This is a genomic window from Pseudomonas sp. ABFPK, from assembly GCF_001586765.1.
Taxonomy (GTDB): Bacteria; Pseudomonadota; Gammaproteobacteria; order Pseudomonadales; family Pseudomonadaceae; genus Aquipseudomonas; species Aquipseudomonas asiatica.
The window spans coordinates 43,260-62,277 of sequence record NZ_LQXW01000025.1 but is presented as its reverse complement, the minus strand read 5'-3'; the positions used below and the strand labels follow the sequence as shown (position 1 = coordinate 62,277).

Annotated in this window: 18 protein-coding genes and 1 pseudogene; 17 read left to right on the top strand and 2 right to left on the bottom strand. The window is 61.8% G+C overall.

What is annotated here, in order from left to right; translation table 11 throughout:
- A pseudogene (locus WM94_RS17710) lies at positions 1-660 on the bottom strand (hypothetical protein); the annotation flags it as partial.
- 412 nt (positions 661-1,072) lie between these two features.
- Here WM94_RS17710 and WM94_RS17705 point away from each other — a divergent pair.
- The 6 genes from WM94_RS17705 (at position 1,073) to fleQ (ending at position 6,325) form a co-directional block, all read left to right on the top strand.
- Entirely contained in the window at positions 1,073-1,915 is an 843-nt protein-coding gene (locus WM94_RS17705) for a flagellin domain-containing protein (protein ID WP_054573105.1), read from the top strand.
- A gap of 69 nt (positions 1,916-1,984) precedes the next feature.
- Positions 1,985-2,347: a flagellar protein FlaG gene (locus tag WM94_RS17700; protein WP_061551810.1), complete on the top strand. Its 363-nt coding sequence runs from the start codon at positions 1,985-1,987 to the stop codon at positions 2,345-2,347.
- A gap of 77 nt (positions 2,348-2,424) precedes the next feature.
- Positions 2,425-3,843 carry a flagellar filament capping protein FliD gene (gene fliD, locus WM94_RS17695; RefSeq protein ID WP_061551809.1) on the top strand — a complete coding sequence of 473 codons (1,419 nt, stop codon included), beginning with the start codon at positions 2,425-2,427 and terminating at the stop codon, positions 3,841-3,843.
- Positions 3,844-3,976: 133 nt separating this feature from the next.
- Positions 3,977-4,372 (top strand): flagellar export chaperone FliS, encoded by a 396-nt coding sequence (gene fliS, locus WM94_RS17690; RefSeq protein WP_054573108.1) that lies wholly within the window; start codon positions 3,977-3,979, stop codon positions 4,370-4,372.
- A 14-nt stretch (positions 4,373-4,386) separates the two neighbouring features.
- Entirely contained in the window at positions 4,387-4,683 is a 297-nt protein-coding gene (locus WM94_RS17685) for a flagellar protein FliT (RefSeq protein ID WP_061305947.1), read from the top strand.
- Positions 4,684-4,849: 166 nt separating this feature from the next.
- Positions 4,850-6,325: a transcriptional regulator FleQ gene (gene fleQ / locus WM94_RS17680; protein WP_061551808.1), complete on the top strand. Its 1,476-nt coding sequence runs from the start codon at positions 4,850-4,852 to the stop codon at positions 6,323-6,325.
- A 180-nt stretch (positions 6,326-6,505) separates the two neighbouring features.
- On the opposite strand, the gene WM94_RS29300 is transcribed toward fleQ, so the two are convergent.
- Positions 6,506-7,318: an RHS repeat-associated core domain-containing protein gene (locus WM94_RS29300; protein ID WP_256207025.1), complete on the bottom strand. Its 813-nt coding sequence runs from the start codon at positions 7,316-7,318 to the stop codon at positions 6,506-6,508.
- A 358-nt stretch (positions 7,319-7,676) separates the two neighbouring features.
- On the opposite strand from WM94_RS29300, the gene WM94_RS17675 reads away from it, so the two are divergent.
- The 11 genes from WM94_RS17675 to WM94_RS17625 all read left to right on the top strand — a co-directional run bounded on the left by WM94_RS17675 (position 7,677) and on the right by WM94_RS17625 (position 18,968).
- Positions 7,677-8,894 (top strand): PAS domain-containing sensor histidine kinase, encoded by a 1,218-nt coding sequence (locus tag WM94_RS17675; RefSeq protein ID WP_061551807.1) that lies wholly within the window; start codon positions 7,677-7,679, stop codon positions 8,892-8,894.
- Positions 8,894-10,249, top strand: a complete 1,356-nt coding sequence (locus tag WM94_RS17670) for a sigma-54 dependent transcriptional regulator (RefSeq protein ID WP_047595711.1) — start codon at positions 8,894-8,896, stop codon at positions 10,247-10,249. The genes WM94_RS17675 and WM94_RS17670 overlap by 1 nt, the downstream gene beginning before the upstream one ends.
- A gap of 224 nt (positions 10,250-10,473) precedes the next feature.
- Positions 10,474-10,806, top strand: a complete 333-nt coding sequence (gene fliE, locus WM94_RS17665; RefSeq protein WP_013973606.1) for a flagellar hook-basal body complex protein FliE — start codon at positions 10,474-10,476, stop codon at positions 10,804-10,806.
- A 15-nt stretch (positions 10,807-10,821) separates the two neighbouring features.
- Complete coding sequence (gene fliF, locus WM94_RS17660) at positions 10,822-12,600, top strand: flagellar basal-body MS-ring/collar protein FliF (protein WP_061551806.1); 1,779 nt, start codon at positions 10,822-10,824, stop codon at positions 12,598-12,600.
- A complete protein-coding gene (fliG, locus tag WM94_RS17655) occupies positions 12,593-13,612 on the top strand; it encodes a flagellar motor switch protein FliG (RefSeq protein ID WP_003257289.1) in 1,020 nt (339 codons plus the stop codon). Before fliF ends, fliG begins: the two co-directional genes overlap by 8 nt.
- A 161-nt stretch (positions 13,613-13,773) precedes the next feature.
- Complete coding sequence (gene fliH, locus WM94_RS17650; protein WP_061551805.1) at positions 13,774-14,568, top strand: flagellar assembly protein FliH; 795 nt, start codon at positions 13,774-13,776, stop codon at positions 14,566-14,568.
- Positions 14,558-15,916, top strand: coding sequence for a flagellar protein export ATPase FliI (gene fliI, locus WM94_RS17645; RefSeq protein ID WP_061551804.1), 1,359 nt, complete (start codon positions 14,558-14,560; stop codon positions 15,914-15,916). Before fliH ends, fliI begins: the two co-directional genes overlap by 11 nt.
- Before the next feature lie 6 nt (positions 15,917-15,922).
- Positions 15,923-16,375, top strand: coding sequence for a flagellar export protein FliJ (fliJ, locus tag WM94_RS17640; RefSeq protein WP_061551803.1), 453 nt, complete (start codon positions 15,923-15,925; stop codon positions 16,373-16,375).
- Between the two features lie 191 nt (positions 16,376-16,566).
- On the top strand, positions 16,567-16,872 hold the full coding sequence (locus tag WM94_RS17635; protein WP_061551802.1) for an STAS domain-containing protein: 306 nt from the start codon (positions 16,567-16,569) through the stop codon (positions 16,870-16,872).
- 8 nt (positions 16,873-16,880) lie between these two features.
- Positions 16,881-18,572 (top strand): fused response regulator/phosphatase, encoded by a 1,692-nt coding sequence (locus tag WM94_RS17630; protein ID WP_061551801.1) that lies wholly within the window; start codon positions 16,881-16,883, stop codon positions 18,570-18,572.
- Between the two features lie 48 nt (positions 18,573-18,620).
- Positions 18,621-18,968 (top strand): Hpt domain-containing protein, encoded by a 348-nt coding sequence (locus WM94_RS17625; protein WP_025340080.1) that lies wholly within the window; start codon positions 18,621-18,623, stop codon positions 18,966-18,968.
- Positions 18,969-19,018 lie beyond the last annotated feature (50 nt).

The following is a 19,018-nucleotide window of genomic DNA, read 5'->3' as shown; positions in this document are numbered from 1 at the left end:
AATGCCCCCCCTGCGTCGCTGCGCTCCGACTGCCCGGCCGGATGGCCGTGGAACAGGTGGCCAGATGGCCGTGGAATGCCTGGCCAGATGAGAGCGGACTGGGTGGCCGGATGGCGTGGAATCCGCAATCCAGTGCTCCAGGCTCCAGCCGTCGGATGAGTTGTTCACCGGGCGGTTGAAGTAGGCAGGGTTGATCATCATGGTTTGTTCGGGCTTGAGCGAGTACAGCGGCATCCAGGTATTGATCTGGCAGTCGACATTGCCGTACCAGGTGTCCCGGTGGGGTTTGTAGGCATAACTGACGCCTGCATGCAGGTAATCGTAATGTGGCACTACCCGTACGCGTGGCACATCGAACAAGTATTCGCCTGGATCGGCCCCGATTTCCAGAATGAACGCCTGGATCAGCGCCTTGGCTTCTCCGCCATTGGTGAAATGGCGTTTGAGGGCGGTTACCCGCTCAACGAAACTTTCCACCGGCATCATTTTATGCAGCGATTGGTGATCGGTTTCTCCATCGAACGCTTGAGTGATAGAGGCCCGGGCAAGGGCGCACAGGTCGTATGCACTGCGCAGGGATGTGTCGAGAAAAATGTCGCCCTGGTAAATGTCATCTCGCAGCGCCGGCCTGCTCTTCGTCTGGTTTACGTATAAATTCATGGCTGATCAGCTCTTGGAGGGTTCCAGAAGGTATCGAGCCTTTATTGCGCGGCTCTATTTGGGTCCTGGCTGCCAGGCGCGGGCTTTCGCGTGCTGACAGCGGAGAGTGAAATTGGGATCGGCCGCGTGGCGGGCAACTTTAGAGTATGTTGACCATTTTCACAGGGAGGTGGAGTGAGGCGTCATTTGTCACGGCTGATGCTATCTCTGAGGTGATGCTTCACGCGTGCGAAGATTTTTTGGCGTCAACGTATTGATTTTCTTGGGCTGGCAGGTGGCCAGTAAATTTTTTTAAAAAAAACCTCAAGCAACGCGCCCTGACGACGATAACCATGACGAAGGTTCTCTGTGCCACACCCGGCGAATTGCCAAGGCCGGAAGCCGTAGTACCCAATCCAACGAGGAATTCGTCATGGCTTTGACCGTTAACACCAACACCACCTCTCTGGGTGTTCAGAAAAACCTGAACCGTGCTACCGATGCACTGAGCACCTCGATGACCCGCCTGTCTTCCGGCCTGAAAATCAACAGCGCCAAGGACGACGCCGCCGGCCTGCAAATTGCCACTCGTATGACCTCGCAGATTCGCGGTCAGACCATGGCTATCAAGAACGCCAACGACGGTATCTCCATCGCCCAGACCGCTGAAGGTGCGATGCAAGAGCAGACCAACATCCTGCAGCGCATGCGTGAACTGGCCATCCAGGCCAACAACGCTTCGAACAGCGACAAGGACCGTGATGCTCTGAACACTGAGTTCGCCTCGATGTCCGACGAGCTGACTCGTATCGCCAACAGCACCCAGCTGAACGGCAAGAACCTGCTCAACACCACTGCCACCTTGAGCTTCCAGGTTGGTTCCAACACTGGTACTGAAAACCAGATCTCCATCAAGCTGGCTAACCTGACTGCTTCCGCCCTGGGTGTTAACTCGGGTGCTATCGCGATTTCTGGTGCTGACAGCACCATCAGCGCTAACTTCAGCGCTGCTGTGAACGCTATCGACTCCGCTCTGCAAACCATCAACAGCACCCGTGCTGATCTGGGTGCTGCTCAGAACCGTCTGACCAGCACCATCAACAACCTGCAGAACATCAACGAGAACGCTGAAGCCGCTCGTGGCCGTGTACAGGACACCGACTTTGCTGCTGAAACTGCCCAGCTGACCAAGCAGCAGACTCTGCAGCAAGCTTCGACCTCGGTTCTGGCTCAGGCCAACCAGCTGCCGTCGGCAGTACTGAAGCTGCTGGGCTAATCTGCCTAGTCGCTGGCGGGGAAGCGCATGCGTGGCGCTTCTCCGCCTTTTCATCGTGAGGTGGTGGGCATGGACATGAGTGCCAAGCTGAACCTGAGTTACCCGGTCGCACGTTCGGTTGAGCAGGTTGCCGAAAAGCCGGTTACCCGGGCAGTTGAAGCTGCAGTACCCAGTGAAGACGACAAGAAAGACTCGCTGGCGGCGAAGGATGCCGATAAGGTCAAGAATGCCGTCTCTGAAATCGAAAAATTTTTGAAAGCGTCACAGCGCAATCTGGAGTTCTCCACGGACGAAGAATCCGGCAAGATCGTCGTCAAAGTCATCGCCAGCGACAGTGGTGAGTTGATTCGCCAATTGCCCTCGGAAGAGGCGTTGCGAATTGCCCGCAGCCTGAGTGATGCCAACAGTGTTCTGTTCGACGCCAAGGTTTGACTGGCGGCGAGCACCAATGAAGTAAAGCATGTCGGCCCCGCAGGAGTGGGCTGGCGGTTAACGAGAGGGAGAACAGCATGGCAAGCCCAATCGCCTCCAGTACTGGCCTCGGGTCCGGTCTGGACATCGGTTCGATCGTCAAGGTCCTGGTCCAGTCCGACACTGCCGCCAAGCAGGCGCAGATTACCCGGCAGACCAGTAACAACAGTGCGATGATCTCCGGAATCGGGTCGCTGCGTAGTGCCCTCACGGCCTTCCAGACTGCCATGACCAAGCTCAACGACAAGACCGCGCCGTCGTTCAATGCCTATGCGGCTACTTCGGCCAATGACAAGGTCGTCAAGGTCACCTCGGGCAACACCGCAGTCGCCGGTAGTTACGACATTCAGGTAGCAAAGCTGGCAACAGGTTCGAAAGTGGCTAGCCAGGCGTTTGTCGAAGGTGCCTCCAAAGCGATTGCCGCGGGAACCCTGACGATCGAACAAGGTGATCCCGCAGATGGCGGCACGGCCTACACGATCGAGGTCGGTGCTGGCGCCACGCTGCAAAGCGTGCGCGACCAGATCAACAAGGAAATGAGTGCCAACGGCATCAGTGCCAACATCATTACGGGTGAGGATGGCGCTCGTCTGGTGTTGACGTCCTCAAAGACTGGCGCGGGCAATGATCTCTCATTGAAGGGGGATGTCGATCAGACTGAGCTGAATATTGTCGGCACCCAGAAGATGGTAGGGACGGGGGCAGGCTATATTACCGATATAGCTCAGGACGCCGAGCTGACGATCGATGGCCTGAAGATCACCAGCGCCACCAATACCATCAGTGATTCGATCAGTGGTTTGAGCCTGGAGTTGATCAGTGAGAGCGCGGCGGCAACCAAGGTCACCGTAGCGGCCAACAATGATGGCCTGAAGACCTCCATCCAAAGTTTTGTCGATGCCTACAACACGCTGCAGAAGGCTATTACGTCGCTGACTTCGACCAGCCGTGATGACGATGACAACCTGGTGCTGGGGCCGCTGACCAACGACCCTACCACCCGGTCGCTGTTGGGTGATATTCGTAAGGTGCTTTCCGAAGTGGGGGCAGGCGATCAGCTGACCACTCTGAGTCAGTTGGGTATCAACACACAAAAAGACGGCACTCTGGAGTTCAACAGCACCAAATTCGCCGCAGCGATGAATGACAAGAAGTTGGGGGCGGAAGTGCAGGAGTTGTTCACCGGCACGAATGGCATTTTCGAGCGGATGAACAAGGCCATTGACCCGTACAATGCCACTGATGGTAGTTTGGCTAGCCGTAATAGCGCATTGAGCAACGTTGCAAAGAACTTGAGTGAGCAGCAGGCTGCCCTCGATCGGCGCACCGACTCGTTGACCGAATCACTGACCAAGAAATACGTGGCCTTGGACACTGCCCTAGGCAAGATGAAAGCCCAGGCCGACCAGATCACGTCGATCTTCGAGGCGATCAACGCGCAGGCCAAGAAGTCCTGATTCTTTCCGTGTGACAAAAGCCCGGCAGCGTTTGCCATACGCGCCGGGCTTTTCGTTTTAACCCTAAAGTTTTTTGACGTGGCGGCGATACACAGGGTAGACGCAACCTTTTTCGCAGCAACGAGGCAGATCCATGAACCCGATGTTGGCCCTTCGGCAATACCAGAAAGTCAACGGCGTGGCACAGACATCCGAAGCCAGTCCGCACCGCCTGGTGCAGATGCTCATGCAGGGCGGCCTTGATCGCATGGCGCAGGCGAAGGGCGCGATCGCGCGCAATGATATCGCCCAGAAGGGTATCCTCATCGGCAAGGCCATCGACATCATCGGCGGCCTGCGTGAAGGCCTGGATCTGGAAAACCATGCCGACACCCTGGCCGATCTGGACAACCTGTATACCTACATGAGTCGTCGCTTGATCGAAGCCAATGCAAAAAATGACCCGGAGATCATCGACGAAGTGGCGCGCCTGCTGATCACCATCAAGGAAGGTTGGGACGCGATCGGCGATCCGTCGGCGGCTTCCTAAGCCAGGAGGATGACATGAGCGAGGTTATCGCCCGTATAGAGCACACCCGAGAAGCCTTGCTGGCGGCGCTGGCTGATCGCGACTGGGGTACAGTTGGCGAGCTCGACCTGGAATGCCGGCTGTGTGTCGACGATGTGCTTGCCGAGGCTCATGAAAACGAAGCGGAAGTACGTGGTAGCCTAGAGCAGTTGATGGCTGTCTACCGCCAACTAATCGCAGTTGCAAGTGGCGAACGTCAATCCCTGGTCGATGAAATGACGAAAATCCGTCAGGCGAAGAACGCGGCAAAGGTATACCATTTGTTCACCTGACCACAGATGTTGCCAAAAGCCATGCGCCATTAATTTGACTGGCTGGTGTTTTTTGACTTTACTAGTGGCTGTTTTCGAATTTCAGACGTCCGAACACTGACCATTCAGTCGGAATGATGTCGAGCACGCCCTCGGGCGCCGATATGACTAGGGAAGTTGCTATTGCATGTGGCGTGAAACCAAGATTCTGCTGATCGACGACGACAGCGCACGCCGCCGCGACCTGGCGGTGGTGCTTAACTTCCTCGGCGAAGAAAACCTCGCTTGCTCCAGCCAGGACTGGCAGCAAATGGTCGAGCCGTTGTCTTCGAGTCGCGAAGTGCTGTGCGTGCTTATCGGCACTGTAAATGCCCCGGGCAGTGTGCTTGGGCTCGTTAAGACAGTGACTGGGTGGGATGAGTTCCTTCCGGTTCTGCTTTTAGGTGAAATTTCTTCTGCGGAGTTCCCGGAAGACCTTCGCCGCCGGGTGCTTTCCAACCTGGAGATGCCGCCAAGCTATAGCCAGCTGCTGGATTCACTGCACCGTGCCCAGGTCTATCGCGAGATGTACGACCAGGCGCGCGAGCGTGGCCGCCAGCGCGAACCCAACCTGTTCCGCAGCCTGGTCGGCACCAGTCGTGCCATTCAGCACGTGCGGCAGATGATGCAGCAGGTGGCCGACACCGATGCCAGCGTGCTGATTTTGGGTGAGTCCGGCACCGGCAAGGAAGTGGTCGCGCGCAACCTGCACTACCATTCCAAACGCCGCGAAGCGCCGTTCGTGCCGGTCAACTGTGGCGCGATCCCGGCCGAGTTGCTGGAAAGCGAACTGTTCGGTCACGAGAAGGGTGCCTTCACCGGGGCGATCACCAGCCGTGCCGGGCGTTTCGAGTTGGCCAACGGCGGTACCCTGTTCCTCGACGAAATCGGCGACATGCCGTTGCCGATGCAGGTCAAGCTGTTGCGCGTGCTGCAGGAGCGTACCTTCGAGCGCGTGGGCAGCAACAGGACCCAGAGCATCGATGTGCGCATCATTGCCGCGACCCACAAGAACCTCGAGACCATGATCGAGGAGGGCACGTTCCGCGAAGACCTGTACTACCGCCTGAACGTGTTCCCCATCGAGATGGCGCCGCTGCGTGAGCGGGTGGAAGACATCCCGCTGCTGATGAACGAGCTGATCTCGCGCATGGAGCACGAGAAGCGCGGGTCCATCCGCTTCAACTCCGCGTCGATCATGTCGCTGTGTCGCCACGGCTGGCCGGGTAACGTGCGCGAGCTGGCCAATCTGGTCGAGCGTATGGCGATCATGCACCCGTACGGGGTGATTGGCGTTTCCGAGCTGCCGAAGAAATTCCGTTACGTCGATGACGAAGACGAGCAGATGGTCGACAGCCTGCGCAGCGACCTGGAAGAGCGCGTCGCAATCAACGGCCATACGCCGAACTTCAGCAACCACGCCATGCTGCCACCTGAAGGCCTGGACCTGAAGGACTACCTGGGTAGCCTGGAGCAGGGCCTGATCCAGCAGGCGCTGGACGATGCCAACGGTATCGTTGCACGTGCAGCTGAACGTTTGCGCATTCGCCGTACCACTCTGGTAGAGAAAATGCGCAAGTACGGCATGAGCCGTCAGGGGGGCGAGGACCAGGCGGAAGATTGACGGCCGCGGCGGGGTGTCCGGTTTGGTCTTGATGGTGTCCGTCAGATCGCCAGCGCGGCCTCACTCGCCTCCTCAGGACATTTTTGAACTTGAACGCTCAACTTCCCCGGGTAGCACAGCGGCCCGCTCAAAGGGGAGCAGGCGTGCTTAAGGGGGCATCACCGTCTGGTTTGTTCTGCCTCATGTATTGGTACCTCTGACAGTGGTTCGTCGAATCAATGTACCCAAGGTCTGTACGGGTGTAGTCATTTGAGTTGCTTGGGCCGGTATGTTTGGTGGGTTTACCTGAGGCGCAGGAACGTTTTCGTATTCGGTCAGAAGCAGGGCAGTCCGGGTTCGAGCCAATCTTTCGGCTTCGCTCGTAAGAGAGAGGTTATGTGTCCAGTGATTCACGCTGCTGGCAAGTAAACTCGATCGTTGTTGATGATTCATATCCGCAACGCTACTAAAAATTTCTCGGTGAATCGGATTGTTCGTGTTGTTCATCTCCGCCCTGGAATGTGCCTCGCGCTCTGCTGCGGCTTGGGCTTCTCGAGTTTCTCGTCTTGCGTTCGCACGGGCTTGTCCAGCTTGGGCCCTGAGGGATCTCTCACGCTGACGCAAACGCGAGGATTCGCGGAGAGTGGGATTGCCTCCATAGCGACGTTGGGGGGTGTTGACAGGTCTGAGCGGGGTGCGCATTTGTCCACTTGGGTCTGAAAAATTGATCGGGTCGCCGTTGCAATAGCAGTAGCTGTTGAGCCCTCCCAGTAAAAAAGGGCTTTGTGAGTCAGATGTGTTGAATCTCATCAATCGACTGCTGTAGGGGCGATGGCCGTTTCCCAGGAGATAGAGCCTGGAAAACGGGTCGTGATGCTCACCGTTGTAGGCAAGTGCTGGAGCCGCTGAGCCGCAGTCGGTATGTAGGCCGTAGGCGCTGTAATTCATCGTTGTGTGATGACTTTTCTGTTTCATTTCCAGGGGGACTTTCTGGTCGGGCGGTTGGGTATGCATGATCAATGGCTCCGTTGTTGGACACACCGGGTTCAAAGTAGATTCACAACGTGGGGCGTCACAACTAGCAGTTTTGTCAGGCCCGGAAACGGTGACGGAAGCCGGTGAAGGGGCCGCAAGCGATTGACCAGGCTGTCTTGATGCAGAGGCGGCTGGGGAGGCTTGTGGCGAGTTTGAAAGCGGGCACCGGGGCAAATACCACGTCTCTCCCATGGGCATGGCCATCCGCGAGGGGCTGCGCGATCTGCTCCTGACTCCAAAGCGCAAGCCCTGTACAAAACCCCATCTCCGGCACGGCTATTGCTACACCGCTGGCAACACACCGTTTTTATGACGGTCAGCCATGCGAGAGAGCAAGATGCCCCAGGCCGCCCACATATCCCTAGCCCCCGATCTGCAGGGGCAGCCCCCGATCGAGCAGGACAGTCGCCAGGGTGTCGAGCAGGCCTTCGCCCTGTTCAATCAGGTCTCGAGCCAGCTGAGCCAGTCCTATAGCCTGCTGGAAGCCCGGGTCAGCGAACTCAAGGGCGAGCTGGCGGTGGTCAGCGCCCAGCGCATCGATGAACTGAGCGAAAAGGAGCGCCTCGCCAACCGCCTGCAGAACCTGCTGGACCTGCTGCCCGGCGGGGTGATCGTGATCGATGGCCAGGGCCTGGTGCGCGAAGCCAACCCGGCCGCCTGCGAACTGCTCGGCGAGCCGCTGGTCGGCCAGCTGTGGCGCCAGGTGATCGCCCGCAGCTTTGCCCCGCGCAAGGATGACGGTCACGAAGTCTCGCTGCGCGACGGCCGCCGTCTGTCCATTGCCACTCGCTCGCTGGATGCCGAGCCTGGCCAGTTGATGTTGCTCAACGACCTGACCGAAACCCGTCGCCTGCAGGACCAGCTGGCTCGCCACGAGCGCCTGTCTTCGCTGGGGCGCATGGTCGCCTCGCTGGCGCACCAGATCCGCACGCCACTGTCGGCGGCGATGCTCTACGCCAGCCACCTGGCTGATCCCGAACAAGAGCTGAGCGCGGAAACCCGCCAGCGCTTTGCCGGTACCCTGAAGGAACGCTTGCACGAGCTGGAACACCAAGTGCGCGACATGCTGGTATTCGCCCGTGGCGAGCTGCCGCTGAATGATCGAGTCACGCCAAAAGCCTTGTTCCAGGCCCTGCAGCAGGCTGCCCAGGCGCATGTGCAAGGGCACGCCGTGCGCTGGCAGTGCGACAGCCACCTGGGTGAGCTGCTGTGCAACCGCGACACCCTGGTTGGTGCATTGCTCAACCTGATCGAAAATGCGCTGCAAGCCAGCGACGGCCCGGCGCGACTGAAGGTGCACCTGTTCCGCCGCGAGTGCAGCCTGCACCTGTGTGTAAGCGACGCCGGCAGTGGCATCGATGGCGACCTGCTCGGCCGCCTGGGCGAGCCGTTCCTGACCACCAAGGCCACTGGCACCGGCCTGGGCCTGGCGGTGGTCAAGGCCGTGGTGCGCGCGCACCAAGGTACGCTGCGCCTGCGCTCCAGGGTTGGCCGTGGCACCTGTGTGCGGGTGGAACTGCCGTTGATCGACGGGCAGCTGGCGGAGGGCATGTAATGACGATCAAGGTGCTGCTGGTCGAGGACGACCGCGTATTGCGCCAGGCGCTGGGCGATACCCTGGAAATCGGCGGCTTCGCCTACCAGGCGGTGGGCAGTGCCGAAGAAGCGCTGGAAGCGGTGCTGGAGGAGGCCTTCAGCCTGGTAGTCAGCGATGTGAACATGCCAGGCATGGATGGGCACCAACTGCTGGCCCAGCTGCGGCGCCAGCAACCGCAACTGCCCGTGTTGCTGATGACTGCGCATGCCGCGGTGGAGCGTGCCGTCGAGGCGATGCGCCAAGGCGCCGCCGACTATCTGGTCAAGCCGTTCGAGCCCAAGGCGTTGCTCAGCCTGGTCGAGCGGCATGCCGCCGGGCGCGTGGCTGAAGAAGAAGGCCCGGTGGCCTGCGAACCAGCCAGTCGACAGTTGCTGGAACTGGCCGCGCGGGTGGCGCGCAGTGACTCGACCGTGCTGATTTCGGGCGAGTCCGGCACCGGCAAGGAAGTGCTGGCGCGCTTCATTCATCAGCAATCGTCGCGGGCGGCGCAGCCCTTCGTGGCGATCAATTGTGCTGCCATCCCCGACAACATGCTCGAGGCCACGCTGTTCGGCCACGAAAAGGGTGCCTTCACTGGCGCCATCGCTGCCCAGGCCGGCAAGTTCGAGCAGGCCGAAGGCGGCACCTTGCTGCTTGATGAGATCTCGGAGATGCCGATGGCCTTGCAGGCCAAGCTGCTGCGCGTGCTGCAGGAGCGCGAGGTGGAGCGGGTAGGCGGGCGCAAGCCGATTAGCCTGGATATCCGTGTGCTGGCCACCACCAACCGTGACCTGGCTGGCGAAGTGGCGGCCGGGCGTTTCCGTGAAGACCTCTACTACCGCCTTTCGGTGTTCCCCCTGGCCTGGCGTCCGCTGCGCGAACGCCCGGGTGACATCCTGCAACTGGCCGAGCGCCTGTTGGCGCGTCACGTGGCCAAGATGAAGCACGCCCCGGTGCACCTGTCGCCCCAGGCCCGGGCCTGCCTGCAGGCGTATGCCTGGCCGGGCAACGTACGCGAACTGGACAACGCCCTGCAGCGGGCGCTGATCCTGCAGCAGGGCGGGGTGATCGAGGCGGCGGATTTTTGTCTGGCAGGCGCCATTCCATTGTCAGCTGGCATCGAGCCATCACCTGAAGTGGTGGCCGAGCCTGGCGGGCTGGGCGATGACATGCGTCGCCATGAGTACCAGATGATCATCGACACCCTGCGAGCCGAGCGCGGCCGCCGCAAGGAGGCGGCCGAACGCCTGGGGATAAGCCCGCGTACCTTGCGCTACAAGCTGGCGCAGATGCGCGATGCCGGGTTTGACGTCGAGGCCAGCCTGTTCGGCTGACAAAAACCTCAGAGCTTGCGCAGCCCTTGTAGGAGCAGCCTTGTGCTGCGAAGAGGCCAGCAAGGCAGAAGGTGGTCTGTTGCATCAAAGGCCCCTTTCGCAGCACAAGGCTGCTCCTACAGTGAACCGAGGTGCGCGTGCCAAGGCTGGCACCTTTGTTGCTTTACGTTGGCTATCCGCCGCATCACTGTCAAAAAAATGCGGCCGCAGGAGAGAGAAGGGTCATGAGCCAAGGTGTTGAATTCAATCGTCTGATGTTGGACATGCGGGCCATGCAGGCCGATGCCATGTCGCTGCCCAAGGTGGCCGCCGCTCCCGAGCTGGCACCGGGGCAGAGTACCTTTGCCGACATGCTCGGCCAGGCCATCGGCAAGGTGCATGAGACTCAGCAGGCTTCGACCCAGCTGGCCAACGCCTTCGAGATCGGCAAGAGTGGCGTCGACCTGACCGATGTGATGATCGCTTCGCAAAAGGCCAGCGTGTCGATGCAGGCCCTGACCCAGGTACGCAACAAGCTGGTCCAGGCGTACCAGGACATCATGCAGATGCCGGTTTGAGGACGGACGTAAACCATGGCTGAAGCAGTCGTCGACAACGCCCCTGCCAAGAGCGGCCCGCCCGCGGCCAAGCCGCCGCTGTTCGGCATGGCGTTTCTGGAAAATATCGCGCAGATGCCCATGCTGCGTCAGATCGGCCTTCTGGTCGGTCTGGCCGCCAGCGTGGCGATCGGCTTTGCCGTGGTACTGTGGTCGCAACAACCTGATTACCGTCCGCTGTACGGCAGCCTGGCGGGCATGGACACCAAGCAGGTCATGGATACCCTGGCCGCTGCCGACATCCCCTACAACGTCGAGCCCAACTCCGGGGCTCTGCTGGTCAAGGCCGACGACCTCTCCCGTGCGCGCCTGAAACTGGCGGCCGCCGGCGTGGCGCCAAGCGATGGCAACGTCGGTTTCGAATTGCTCGACAAAGAACAGGGCCTGGGCACCAGCCAGTTCATGGAAGCCACCCGTTACCGTCGCAGCCTGGAAGGCGAGCTGGCGCGTACCGTGTCCAGCCTGAACAACGTCAAGGGCGCGCGCGTGCACCTGGCCATCCCGAAAAGCTCGGTGTTCGTGCGTGACGAACGCAAGCCCAGCGCCTCGGTACTGGTCGAGCTGTACCCGGGCCGTGCCCTGGAAGCCGGGCAAGTGATGGCCATCGTCAACCTGGTCGCCACCAGCGTGCCGGAACTGGACAAGTCCCAGGTCACCGTGGTCGACCAGAAGGGCAACCTGCTGTCCGAGCAGATCCAGGACACCGCCCTGACCCAGGCAGGCAAACAGTTCGACTACAGCCGCCGGGTAGAAAGCATGCTCACCCAGCGGGTGCACAACATCCTGCAGCCGGTGCTGGGGAATGACCGCTACAAGGCCGAAGTGTCTGCCGACCTCGACTTCAGCGCGGTCGAATCCACCTCCGAGCAGTTCAACCCCGACCAGCCGGCACTGCGCAGCGAGCAGTCGGTCGACGAACAGCGTGCCAGCAGCCAGGGGCCGCAAGGTGTCCCCGGCGCACTGAGCAACCAGCCGCCAGGCCCGGCCTCGGCACCGCAGACCACCGGTGGTGCCGCTACCCCGGCCGCGGCCATCCAGCCTGGCCAGCCGCTGGTGGATGCCAACGGCCAGCAGATCATGGACCCGGCCACCGGCCAGCCGATGCTCGCGCCGTACCCGTCGGACAAGCGCCAGCAAAGCACCAAGAACTTCGAGCTGGACCGCTCCATCAGCCACACCCGCCAGCAGCAGGGGCGCATGACCCGCCTGTCGGTGGCGGTGGTGGTGGACGACCAGGTCAAGATCGACCCTGCCACCGGCGACGCCACCCGTTCGCCATGGGGCGCCGAGGACCTGGCACGCTTCACTCGCCTGGTACAGGACGCGGTCGGCTTCGATGCCAGCCGTGGCGACAGTGTGACGGTGATCAACGTGCCGTTCGCCGCCGACCGTGGCGAAGAGATCGCCGACATCGCCTTCTACCAGCAGCCGTGGTTCTGGGACATCGTCAAGCAAGTGCTGGGCGTGGTGTTCATCCTGGTGCTGGTGTTCGGTGTGCTGCGCCCGGTGCTGAACAACATTACAGGGGGCGGCAAGCAGGCTGCCTCGGATGGCGACATGGAGCTGGGCGGCATGATGGGGCTGGATGGCGAACTGGCCAACGACCGCGTCACTCTGGGTGGCCCGACAAGCATTCTGCTGCCTAGCCCGAACGAGGGTTACGAGGCACAGCTCAACGCAATCAAAGGCCTGGTGGCCGAAGACCCGGGCCGCGTTGCCCAGGTCGTGAAAGAGTGGATCAACGCCGATGAGTGATAACCGAGCCGTTACCGCCAAGCTGAGCCGCGTCGACAAGGCGGCGATCCTCCTGCTTTCGCTGGGCGAGACCGATGCCGCCCAGGTGCTGCGGCACATGGGGCCCAAGGAAGTGCAGCGTGTGGGTGTGGCCATGGCGCAGATGGGCAATGTGCACCGTGAACAGGTCGAGCAGGTGATGAGCGAGTTCGTCGAAATCGTCGGCGACCAGACCAGCCTGGGCGTGGGCTCCGATGCCTATATCCGCAAGATGCTCAATCAGGCCCTGGGCGAGGACAAGGCCAATGGCCTGGTCGACCGCATCCTGCTCGGTGGCAACACCAGCGGCCTGGACAGCCTGAAGTGGATGGAGCCGCGCGCCGTTGCCGACGTGATCCGCTACGAGCACCCGCAGATCCAGGCCATCGTGGTCGCCTACCTCGACCCCGACCAGGCCGGCGAAGTGCTGAGCAACTTCGACCACAAGGTGCGCCTGGACATCGTCCTGCGCGTGTCGTCGCTGAACACCGTGCAGCCGGCGGCGCTGAAGGAGCTGAACCAGATCCTCGAGAAGCAGTTCTCGGGCAACTCCAACGCGGCGCGTACCACCTTGGGTGGCATCAAGCGCGCCGCCGACATCATGAACTTCCTCGACAGCTCGGTGGAAGGTGCACTGATGGACGCGATCCGCGAAATCGACAGCGACCTGTCGGAGCAGATCGAAGACCTGATGTTCGTCTTCAACAACCTGGCCGACGTCGACGACCGAGGCATCCAGGCGCTGCTGCGCGAAGTCTCGTCCGACGTGCTGGTGGTGTCGCTCAAGGGCGCCGACGAGCGGGTCAAGGACAAGATCTTCAAGAACATGTCCAAACGTGCCTCGGAACTGTTGCGCGACGACCTGGAGGCCAAGGGGCCGGTGCGGGTCAGCGATGTGGAAACGGCGCAGAAGGAAATCCTCACCATCGCCCGCCGCATGGCCGAGGCCGGCGAGATCGTGCTCGGCGGCAAGGGCGCCGAGGAAATGATCTAAGGTCTTCGCGATCTGAAAGCCGACGCCGCCCCTTGTGGGAGCGGGTTTACCCGCGAAGGCGTCGGACCTGACGATAGAGGTTGTCGCTGCCGACGCATTCGCGGGTGAACCCGCTCCCACAGGGACCGTGTCGGCTGAACATGGTTTGAGAACATGACAGCATGCCCACCAAAGAACATCACCCCAGCGACCTGATCCGCGCCCGCGACCTCGAAGGCGTGGACGTATGGGCGCTGCCCAGCTTCGACCCGGAACCCGAGCCTGAGCCCGAACCGGAGCCGGAGCCCGAGGTAGTCGAGGAAGAAGTCGAGGAAGTGCCGCTGGAAGAAGTCCAGCCACTGACCCTGGAAGAACTCGAGGCCATCCGCCAGGAAGCCTACAACGAAGGCTTTGCCACCGGTGAGCGCGAGGGCTTCCATAGCACCCAGCTCAAGGTCCGCCAGGAAGCCGAAGAGGCCCTGAAGACCAAGCTGGAAAGCCTCGACCGGCTGATGACCAACCTGATGGAACCGATCGCCGAGCAGGACACGCAGATCGAGAAAACCCTGGTCCACCTGGTGGCTCACATGACCCGCCAGGTGATCGGTCGCGAACTGCGGGGCGATTCCAGCCAGATCACCCAGGTACTGCGCGAAGCGCTCAAGCTGCTGCCCATGGGCGCGGACAATATCCGCATCCACCTCAACCCGCAGGATTTCGAGCTGGCCAAGGCCCTGCGCGAGCGCCATGAGGAAAGCTGGCGGCTGCTCGAGGACAGCGCACTGCTACCAGGCGGCTGCCGTATCGAGACCGCGCACAGCCGCATCGACGCGACCATGGAAACCCGCATCGAGAAAGCCGTAGCACAACTGTTCGACCAGTTGCACGACCATTCGCTGCACCCGGCAGCGCCAGACATGTCGGTAGACCTGGACAGCCTGCCAGAGCGCGCCGTGGGTAGCCCGGATGCAACTTGAGCGCACCAGTTTCGGCAAGCGCCTGGGCAGTTACGCCGAGGCCATCGAGCTGCCGGCCCAGCCCATCGTCGAAGGCCGCCTGCTGCGCATGGTCGGCCTCACCCTGGAAGCCGAAGGCCTGCGCGCTGCAGTCGGCAGCCGCTGCCTGGTAATCAACGACGACAGCTACCACCCGGTGCAGGTGGAGGCCGAAGTCATGGGCTTTGCCGGGTCCAAGGTATTCCTCATGCCGGTCGGCAGCATTGTCGGCATCGCCCCCGGCGCCCGGGTGGTGCCGCTGGATGACAGCGGCCGCCTGCCCATGGGCATGAGCATGCTCGGCCGGGTGCTCGACGGCGCCGGTCGCGCGCTGGATGGCAAGGGCGGGATGAAGGCCGAGGACTGGGTGCCGATGGACGGCCCGGTGATCAACCCGTTGAACCGCGACCCCATCAGCAAGCCGCTGGACGTGGGCATTCGCAGCATCAATGGCCTGCTCACCGTCGGTCGCGGCCAGCGCCTGGGCCTGTTCGCCGGTACCGGGGTGGGCAAGTCGGTGTTGCTGGGCATGATGACCCGCTTCACCGAAGCCGAGATCATCGTCGTCGGCCTGATCGGCGAGCGGGGTCGCGAGGTCAAGGAATTCATCGAGCATATCCTGGGTGAGGAAGGCCTCAAGCGCTCGGTGGTGGTCGCTTCGCCCGCCGACGATGCGCCGCTGATGCGTCTGCGCGCCGCCATGTACTGCACACGTATTGCCGAGTACTTCCGCGACAAGGGCAAGAACGTGCTGTTGCTGATGGACTCGCTGACCCGTTTCGCACAGGCCCAGCGTGAAATCGCCCTGGCCATCGGCGAGCCGCCGGCCACCCGGGGTTACCCGCCGTCGGTGTTCGCCAAGCTGCCCAAGCTGGTGGAGCGGGCCGGCAACGGCGAGCCAGGTGGTGGTTCGATCACCGCGTTCTATACCGTGTTGTCCGAGGGCGACGACCAGCAGGACCCGATTGCCGACGCGGCGCGCGGTGTGCTCGATGGCCACTTCGTGCTGTCGCGGCGGCTGGCCGAAGAAGGTCATTACCCGGCCATCGACATCGAAGCCTCGATCAGCCGGGTCATGCCCCAGGTGGTCGATGCCGACCATTTGCGCCAGGCGCAGAAGTTCAAGCAGTTGTGGTCGCGCCTGTCGCAGAGCCGCGATCTGATCAGCGTGGGTGCCTACGTGGCGGGTGGCGACCCGGAAACCGACCTGGCCATCGCCCTGCAATCGAAGCTGGTGGAGTTTTTGCGCCAGGGCCTGCGCGAGAGCGTGGGCATGGCGCAAAGCCGCGAACAGTTGGGGGCTATCTTTGCGCCCCCGGCGGGCGGTTGATAGGCCATGACGCTGCCCGGACGTGCCACGCGCCTGGCGCCGGTGGTGGACATGGCCGAAGAGGCCGAGCGCCAGGCGGCCCAGCGCCTTGGGCAGTTCCAGCAGCAGGTGGCCACGGCCCAGGCCAAACTGGCCGAGCTCGAGCGGTTTCGCGAGGATTACCAGCTGCAGTGGATCAATCGTGGCGGGCAGGGGGTGAACGGTAGCTGGCTGGTCAATTACCAGCGCTTCCTCGGGCAGCTGGAAACGGCCATGACCCAGCAGCGCCAGAGCCTGGTCTGGCACCAGAACAACCTCAACAACGCCCGAGGCACCTGGCAGCAGGCCTATGCCCGGGTGGAAGGCCTGCGCAAGCTGGTGCAGCGCTATCTGGAGGAAGCCCGGCGGGCCGAAGACAAGCGCGAGCAGCGCCTGCTCGACGAGCTGTCACAACGCCTGCCGCGGCAGAACCACCTATAGCCTGTACTGGCCTCTTCGCGGGTAAACCTGCTCCCACAGGCACGGCGCAGGATTCGAATTTGTGGAGATCCTGTGGGAGCGGGTTCACCCGCGAAGAGGCCGGGACAGGCAGCCCACATGCTTGCCACCCCCGCCATCGCCTGCTAAACCTTTATGGAGTTGCATCCGCCATCATCGAAGGAATCGCTAGCATGGCAGTCGAGACTGATTTTTCGCAGGACGGGAAAAAGCTGACGATAAAGATCAAGGGGCGCTTCGATTTCGGCAAGCACCAGGAATTTCGCGACGCCTACGAACGCCAGACCAGCCGGCCAGATTCGGTGGTCGTCGACCTGAAGGACACTACCTACCTCGACAGTTCCGCGCTCGGCATGCTGCTGTTGCTACGTGACCATGCGGGCGGCGATGAGTCGGATGTGCGTGTGGTGCATGCCAGCTCCGACGTGCGCAAGATCCTCGCCATCTCCAATTTCGAAAAACTCTTCGATATCAGTTGAGCGCCGACATGCCGGCCGAACAGGCGTTGACCGTGCTGGTGGCTGAAGACGGTGCCGCCGACCGCCTGCTCCTGGCGCAGATCGTGCGCCGTCAAGGTCATCAGGTACTTACCGCGGAAAACGGCGAGCAGGCGGTGGCGTTGTTCGTCGAGCGTCGCCCGCAACTGGTGCTGCTGGATGCGCTGATGCCGGTGATGGACGGCTTCGAGGCGGCGCGGCAGATCAAGGCCCTGGCCGGCGAAGCGCTGGTGCCGATCATTTTCCTGACTTCATTGAACGAGGAGGAAGGCCTGGTGCGCTGCCTGGAGGCAGGGGGCGACGACTTCATGGCCAAGCCCTACAGTGCGGTGATTCTCGGCGCCAAGATCCGCGCCATGGACCGCCTGCGCCGGCTGCAGGCCACCGTGCTGGAGCAGCGTGACCAGATTGCCCGGCACCACCACCACCTGCTCAACGAGCAGCGGGTTGCCAAGGCGGTGTTCGACAAGGTGGCCCATTCCGGCTGCCTTTCCGCGCCCAACATCCGCTACCTGCAATCGCCGTATGCGCTGTTCAATGGCGACCTGATGCTGGCCGCGTTCACTCCGTCCGGCGACATGCGAGTGCTTCTCGGCGATTTTACCGGCCACGGCCTGCCAGCGGCGGTAGGGGCGATGCCGCTGGCTGAAGTGTTCTACGGCATGACTGCCAAGGGCTACGGCATGGCGCAGGTCCTGCGCGAGATGAACGCCAAGCTCAAGCGCATCCTGCCGGTGGACATGTTCTGTTGTGCGCTGCTGCTCAACCTGAGCATGCAGCGCGGTTCGGTGGAAGTGTGGAATGGTGGCATGCCTGATGGCTATCGCCTGGCAGTAGATGGCCAGGTGCTGTCGGCGCTGGGTTCGCGGCACCTGCCGCTGGGCATCCTGGACGCCGAGCATTTCGATGACAGTACCGAAGTGTTGCCGCTGGCGCCGGGTGAACGCCTGCTGCTGCTGTCGGACGGCGTGCTCGACACGGCCGACGACCAGGAGCGCCTGTTCGGTGTGCAGCGCCTGCACAGGGTGCTGGCCGACAACCGTGACCCGGCGCGGCTGTTCGACGAAGTGATGCAGGCTCTGGAGCGCTTTGGCGGGCGCCCGCGCGATGACATCAGTCTGTGCGACATTCGTATGTTCTGTGCCGAGGAGCGGGTGCCGGCGCCGATGATCTACTCTGATAGCGGCCGCTCCAGCCCGCTGGACTGGTCGCTGGGGTTCGAGGTGCGTGGCGAGAGCCTCAAACGCTTCAACCCGGTGCCGTACCTGGTGCAGTTGTTGCAGGAGATTCACGGCCTGCGTGCGCGCACCGGCAACCTGCACAGTGTGCTCAGCGAGCTTTATTCAAACGCGCTGGAGCATGGCGTGCTGGGCCTGGATTCGCAGCTCAAGCGCGATGGCCAAGGCTTTGCAGACTATTATCAAGAGCGCGCCCGGCGCCTCGGGGTGTTGACCGACGGTTACGTGCGCATCGATTTCAAGGTTGAACCGCATGCCGACGGCGGGCGTCTGATGATCGAGGTCCGTGACAGTGGTGCCGGGTTCGATGTGCAGCGCGTGCTGTCGCGGCCCACGCTGGAGCAGGGGCTGAGTGGGCGTGGCCTGAATTTGGTAAGGCGGCTGGCCAGCAGCGCTTGCTGGAGTGAGGGCGGGCGTTGCGCGCATGTGGAGTTCGTCTGGTGAGCCACGGGTTGGCTCGGGCATAATCTGGCTTGATCAAGGAGTGAACAAGTGACTGACATGCATATTGACCATAAGGTACTCAGCGACCTGCGTGAGGTCATGGAAGATGGCTACCTGCAGTTGGTGCAAACCTTTCTTGACGACTCCGAGCGGCGCCTGGGCCAGCTGCATGCGGCCAAAAGTGCCGAAGAGCTCGGTTCTGCGGCCCACAGTTTCAAGGGCAGCAGCAGCAACATGGGCGCGGTTGCGCTGGCCAGCCTGTGCCAGCAACTGGAGGAGCGCGCGCGGCGGCCTCCGCTGTATGGCATCGAGGACCTGATCAACCGCATCGACCTGGAGTTCGTCGAGGTGCAGCGCTTCTACCGAGGTGAGCAGCAACGCATTTCGGCGGGTTGATACACGACTTGGCGCGAGTCTTGCCTGTCTCTGGCTGCATGATTTTTTTG

Coding starts and splice junctions, on each gene's coding strand:
- WM94_RS17685 (WP_061305947.1), top strand. CDS start 4,387: ATGAGCGAGGTTATCGCCCGTATAGAGCACACCCGAGAAGCCTTGCTG.
- WM94_RS17635 (WP_061551802.1), top strand. CDS start 16,567: ATGGCAGTCGAGACTGATTTTTCGCAGGACGGGAAAAAGCTGACGATA.
- fliJ (WP_061551803.1), top strand. CDS start 15,923: ATGACGCTGCCCGGACGTGCCACGCGCCTGGCGCCGGTGGTGGACATG.
- fliE (WP_013973606.1), top strand. CDS start 10,474: ATGAGCCAAGGTGTTGAATTCAATCGTCTGATGTTGGACATGCGGGCC.
- fliH (WP_061551805.1), top strand. CDS start 13,774: ATGCCCACCAAAGAACATCACCCCAGCGACCTGATCCGCGCCCGCGAC.
- fliD (WP_061551809.1), top strand. CDS start 2,425: ATGGCAAGCCCAATCGCCTCCAGTACTGGCCTCGGGTCCGGTCTGGAC.
- WM94_RS29300 (WP_256207025.1), bottom strand. CDS start 7,318: ATGCATACCCAACCGCCCGACCAGAAAGTCCCCCTGGAAATGAAACAG.
- WM94_RS17630 (WP_061551801.1), top strand. CDS start 16,881: ATGCCGGCCGAACAGGCGTTGACCGTGCTGGTGGCTGAAGACGGTGCC.
- fleQ (WP_061551808.1), top strand. CDS start 4,850: ATGTGGCGTGAAACCAAGATTCTGCTGATCGACGACGACAGCGCACGC.
- fliI (WP_061551804.1), top strand. CDS start 14,558: ATGCAACTTGAGCGCACCAGTTTCGGCAAGCGCCTGGGCAGTTACGCC.
- WM94_RS17700 (WP_061551810.1), top strand. CDS start 1,985: ATGGACATGAGTGCCAAGCTGAACCTGAGTTACCCGGTCGCACGTTCG.
- WM94_RS17675 (WP_061551807.1), top strand. CDS start 7,677: ATGCCCCAGGCCGCCCACATATCCCTAGCCCCCGATCTGCAGGGGCAG.
- fliF (WP_061551806.1), top strand. CDS start 10,822: ATGGCTGAAGCAGTCGTCGACAACGCCCCTGCCAAGAGCGGCCCGCCC.
- WM94_RS17670 (WP_047595711.1), top strand. CDS start 8,894: ATGACGATCAAGGTGCTGCTGGTCGAGGACGACCGCGTATTGCGCCAG.
- fliS (WP_054573108.1), top strand. CDS start 3,977: ATGAACCCGATGTTGGCCCTTCGGCAATACCAGAAAGTCAACGGCGTG.
- fliG (WP_003257289.1), top strand. CDS start 12,593: ATGAGTGATAACCGAGCCGTTACCGCCAAGCTGAGCCGCGTCGACAAG.
- WM94_RS17705 (WP_054573105.1), top strand. CDS start 1,073: ATGGCTTTGACCGTTAACACCAACACCACCTCTCTGGGTGTTCAGAAA.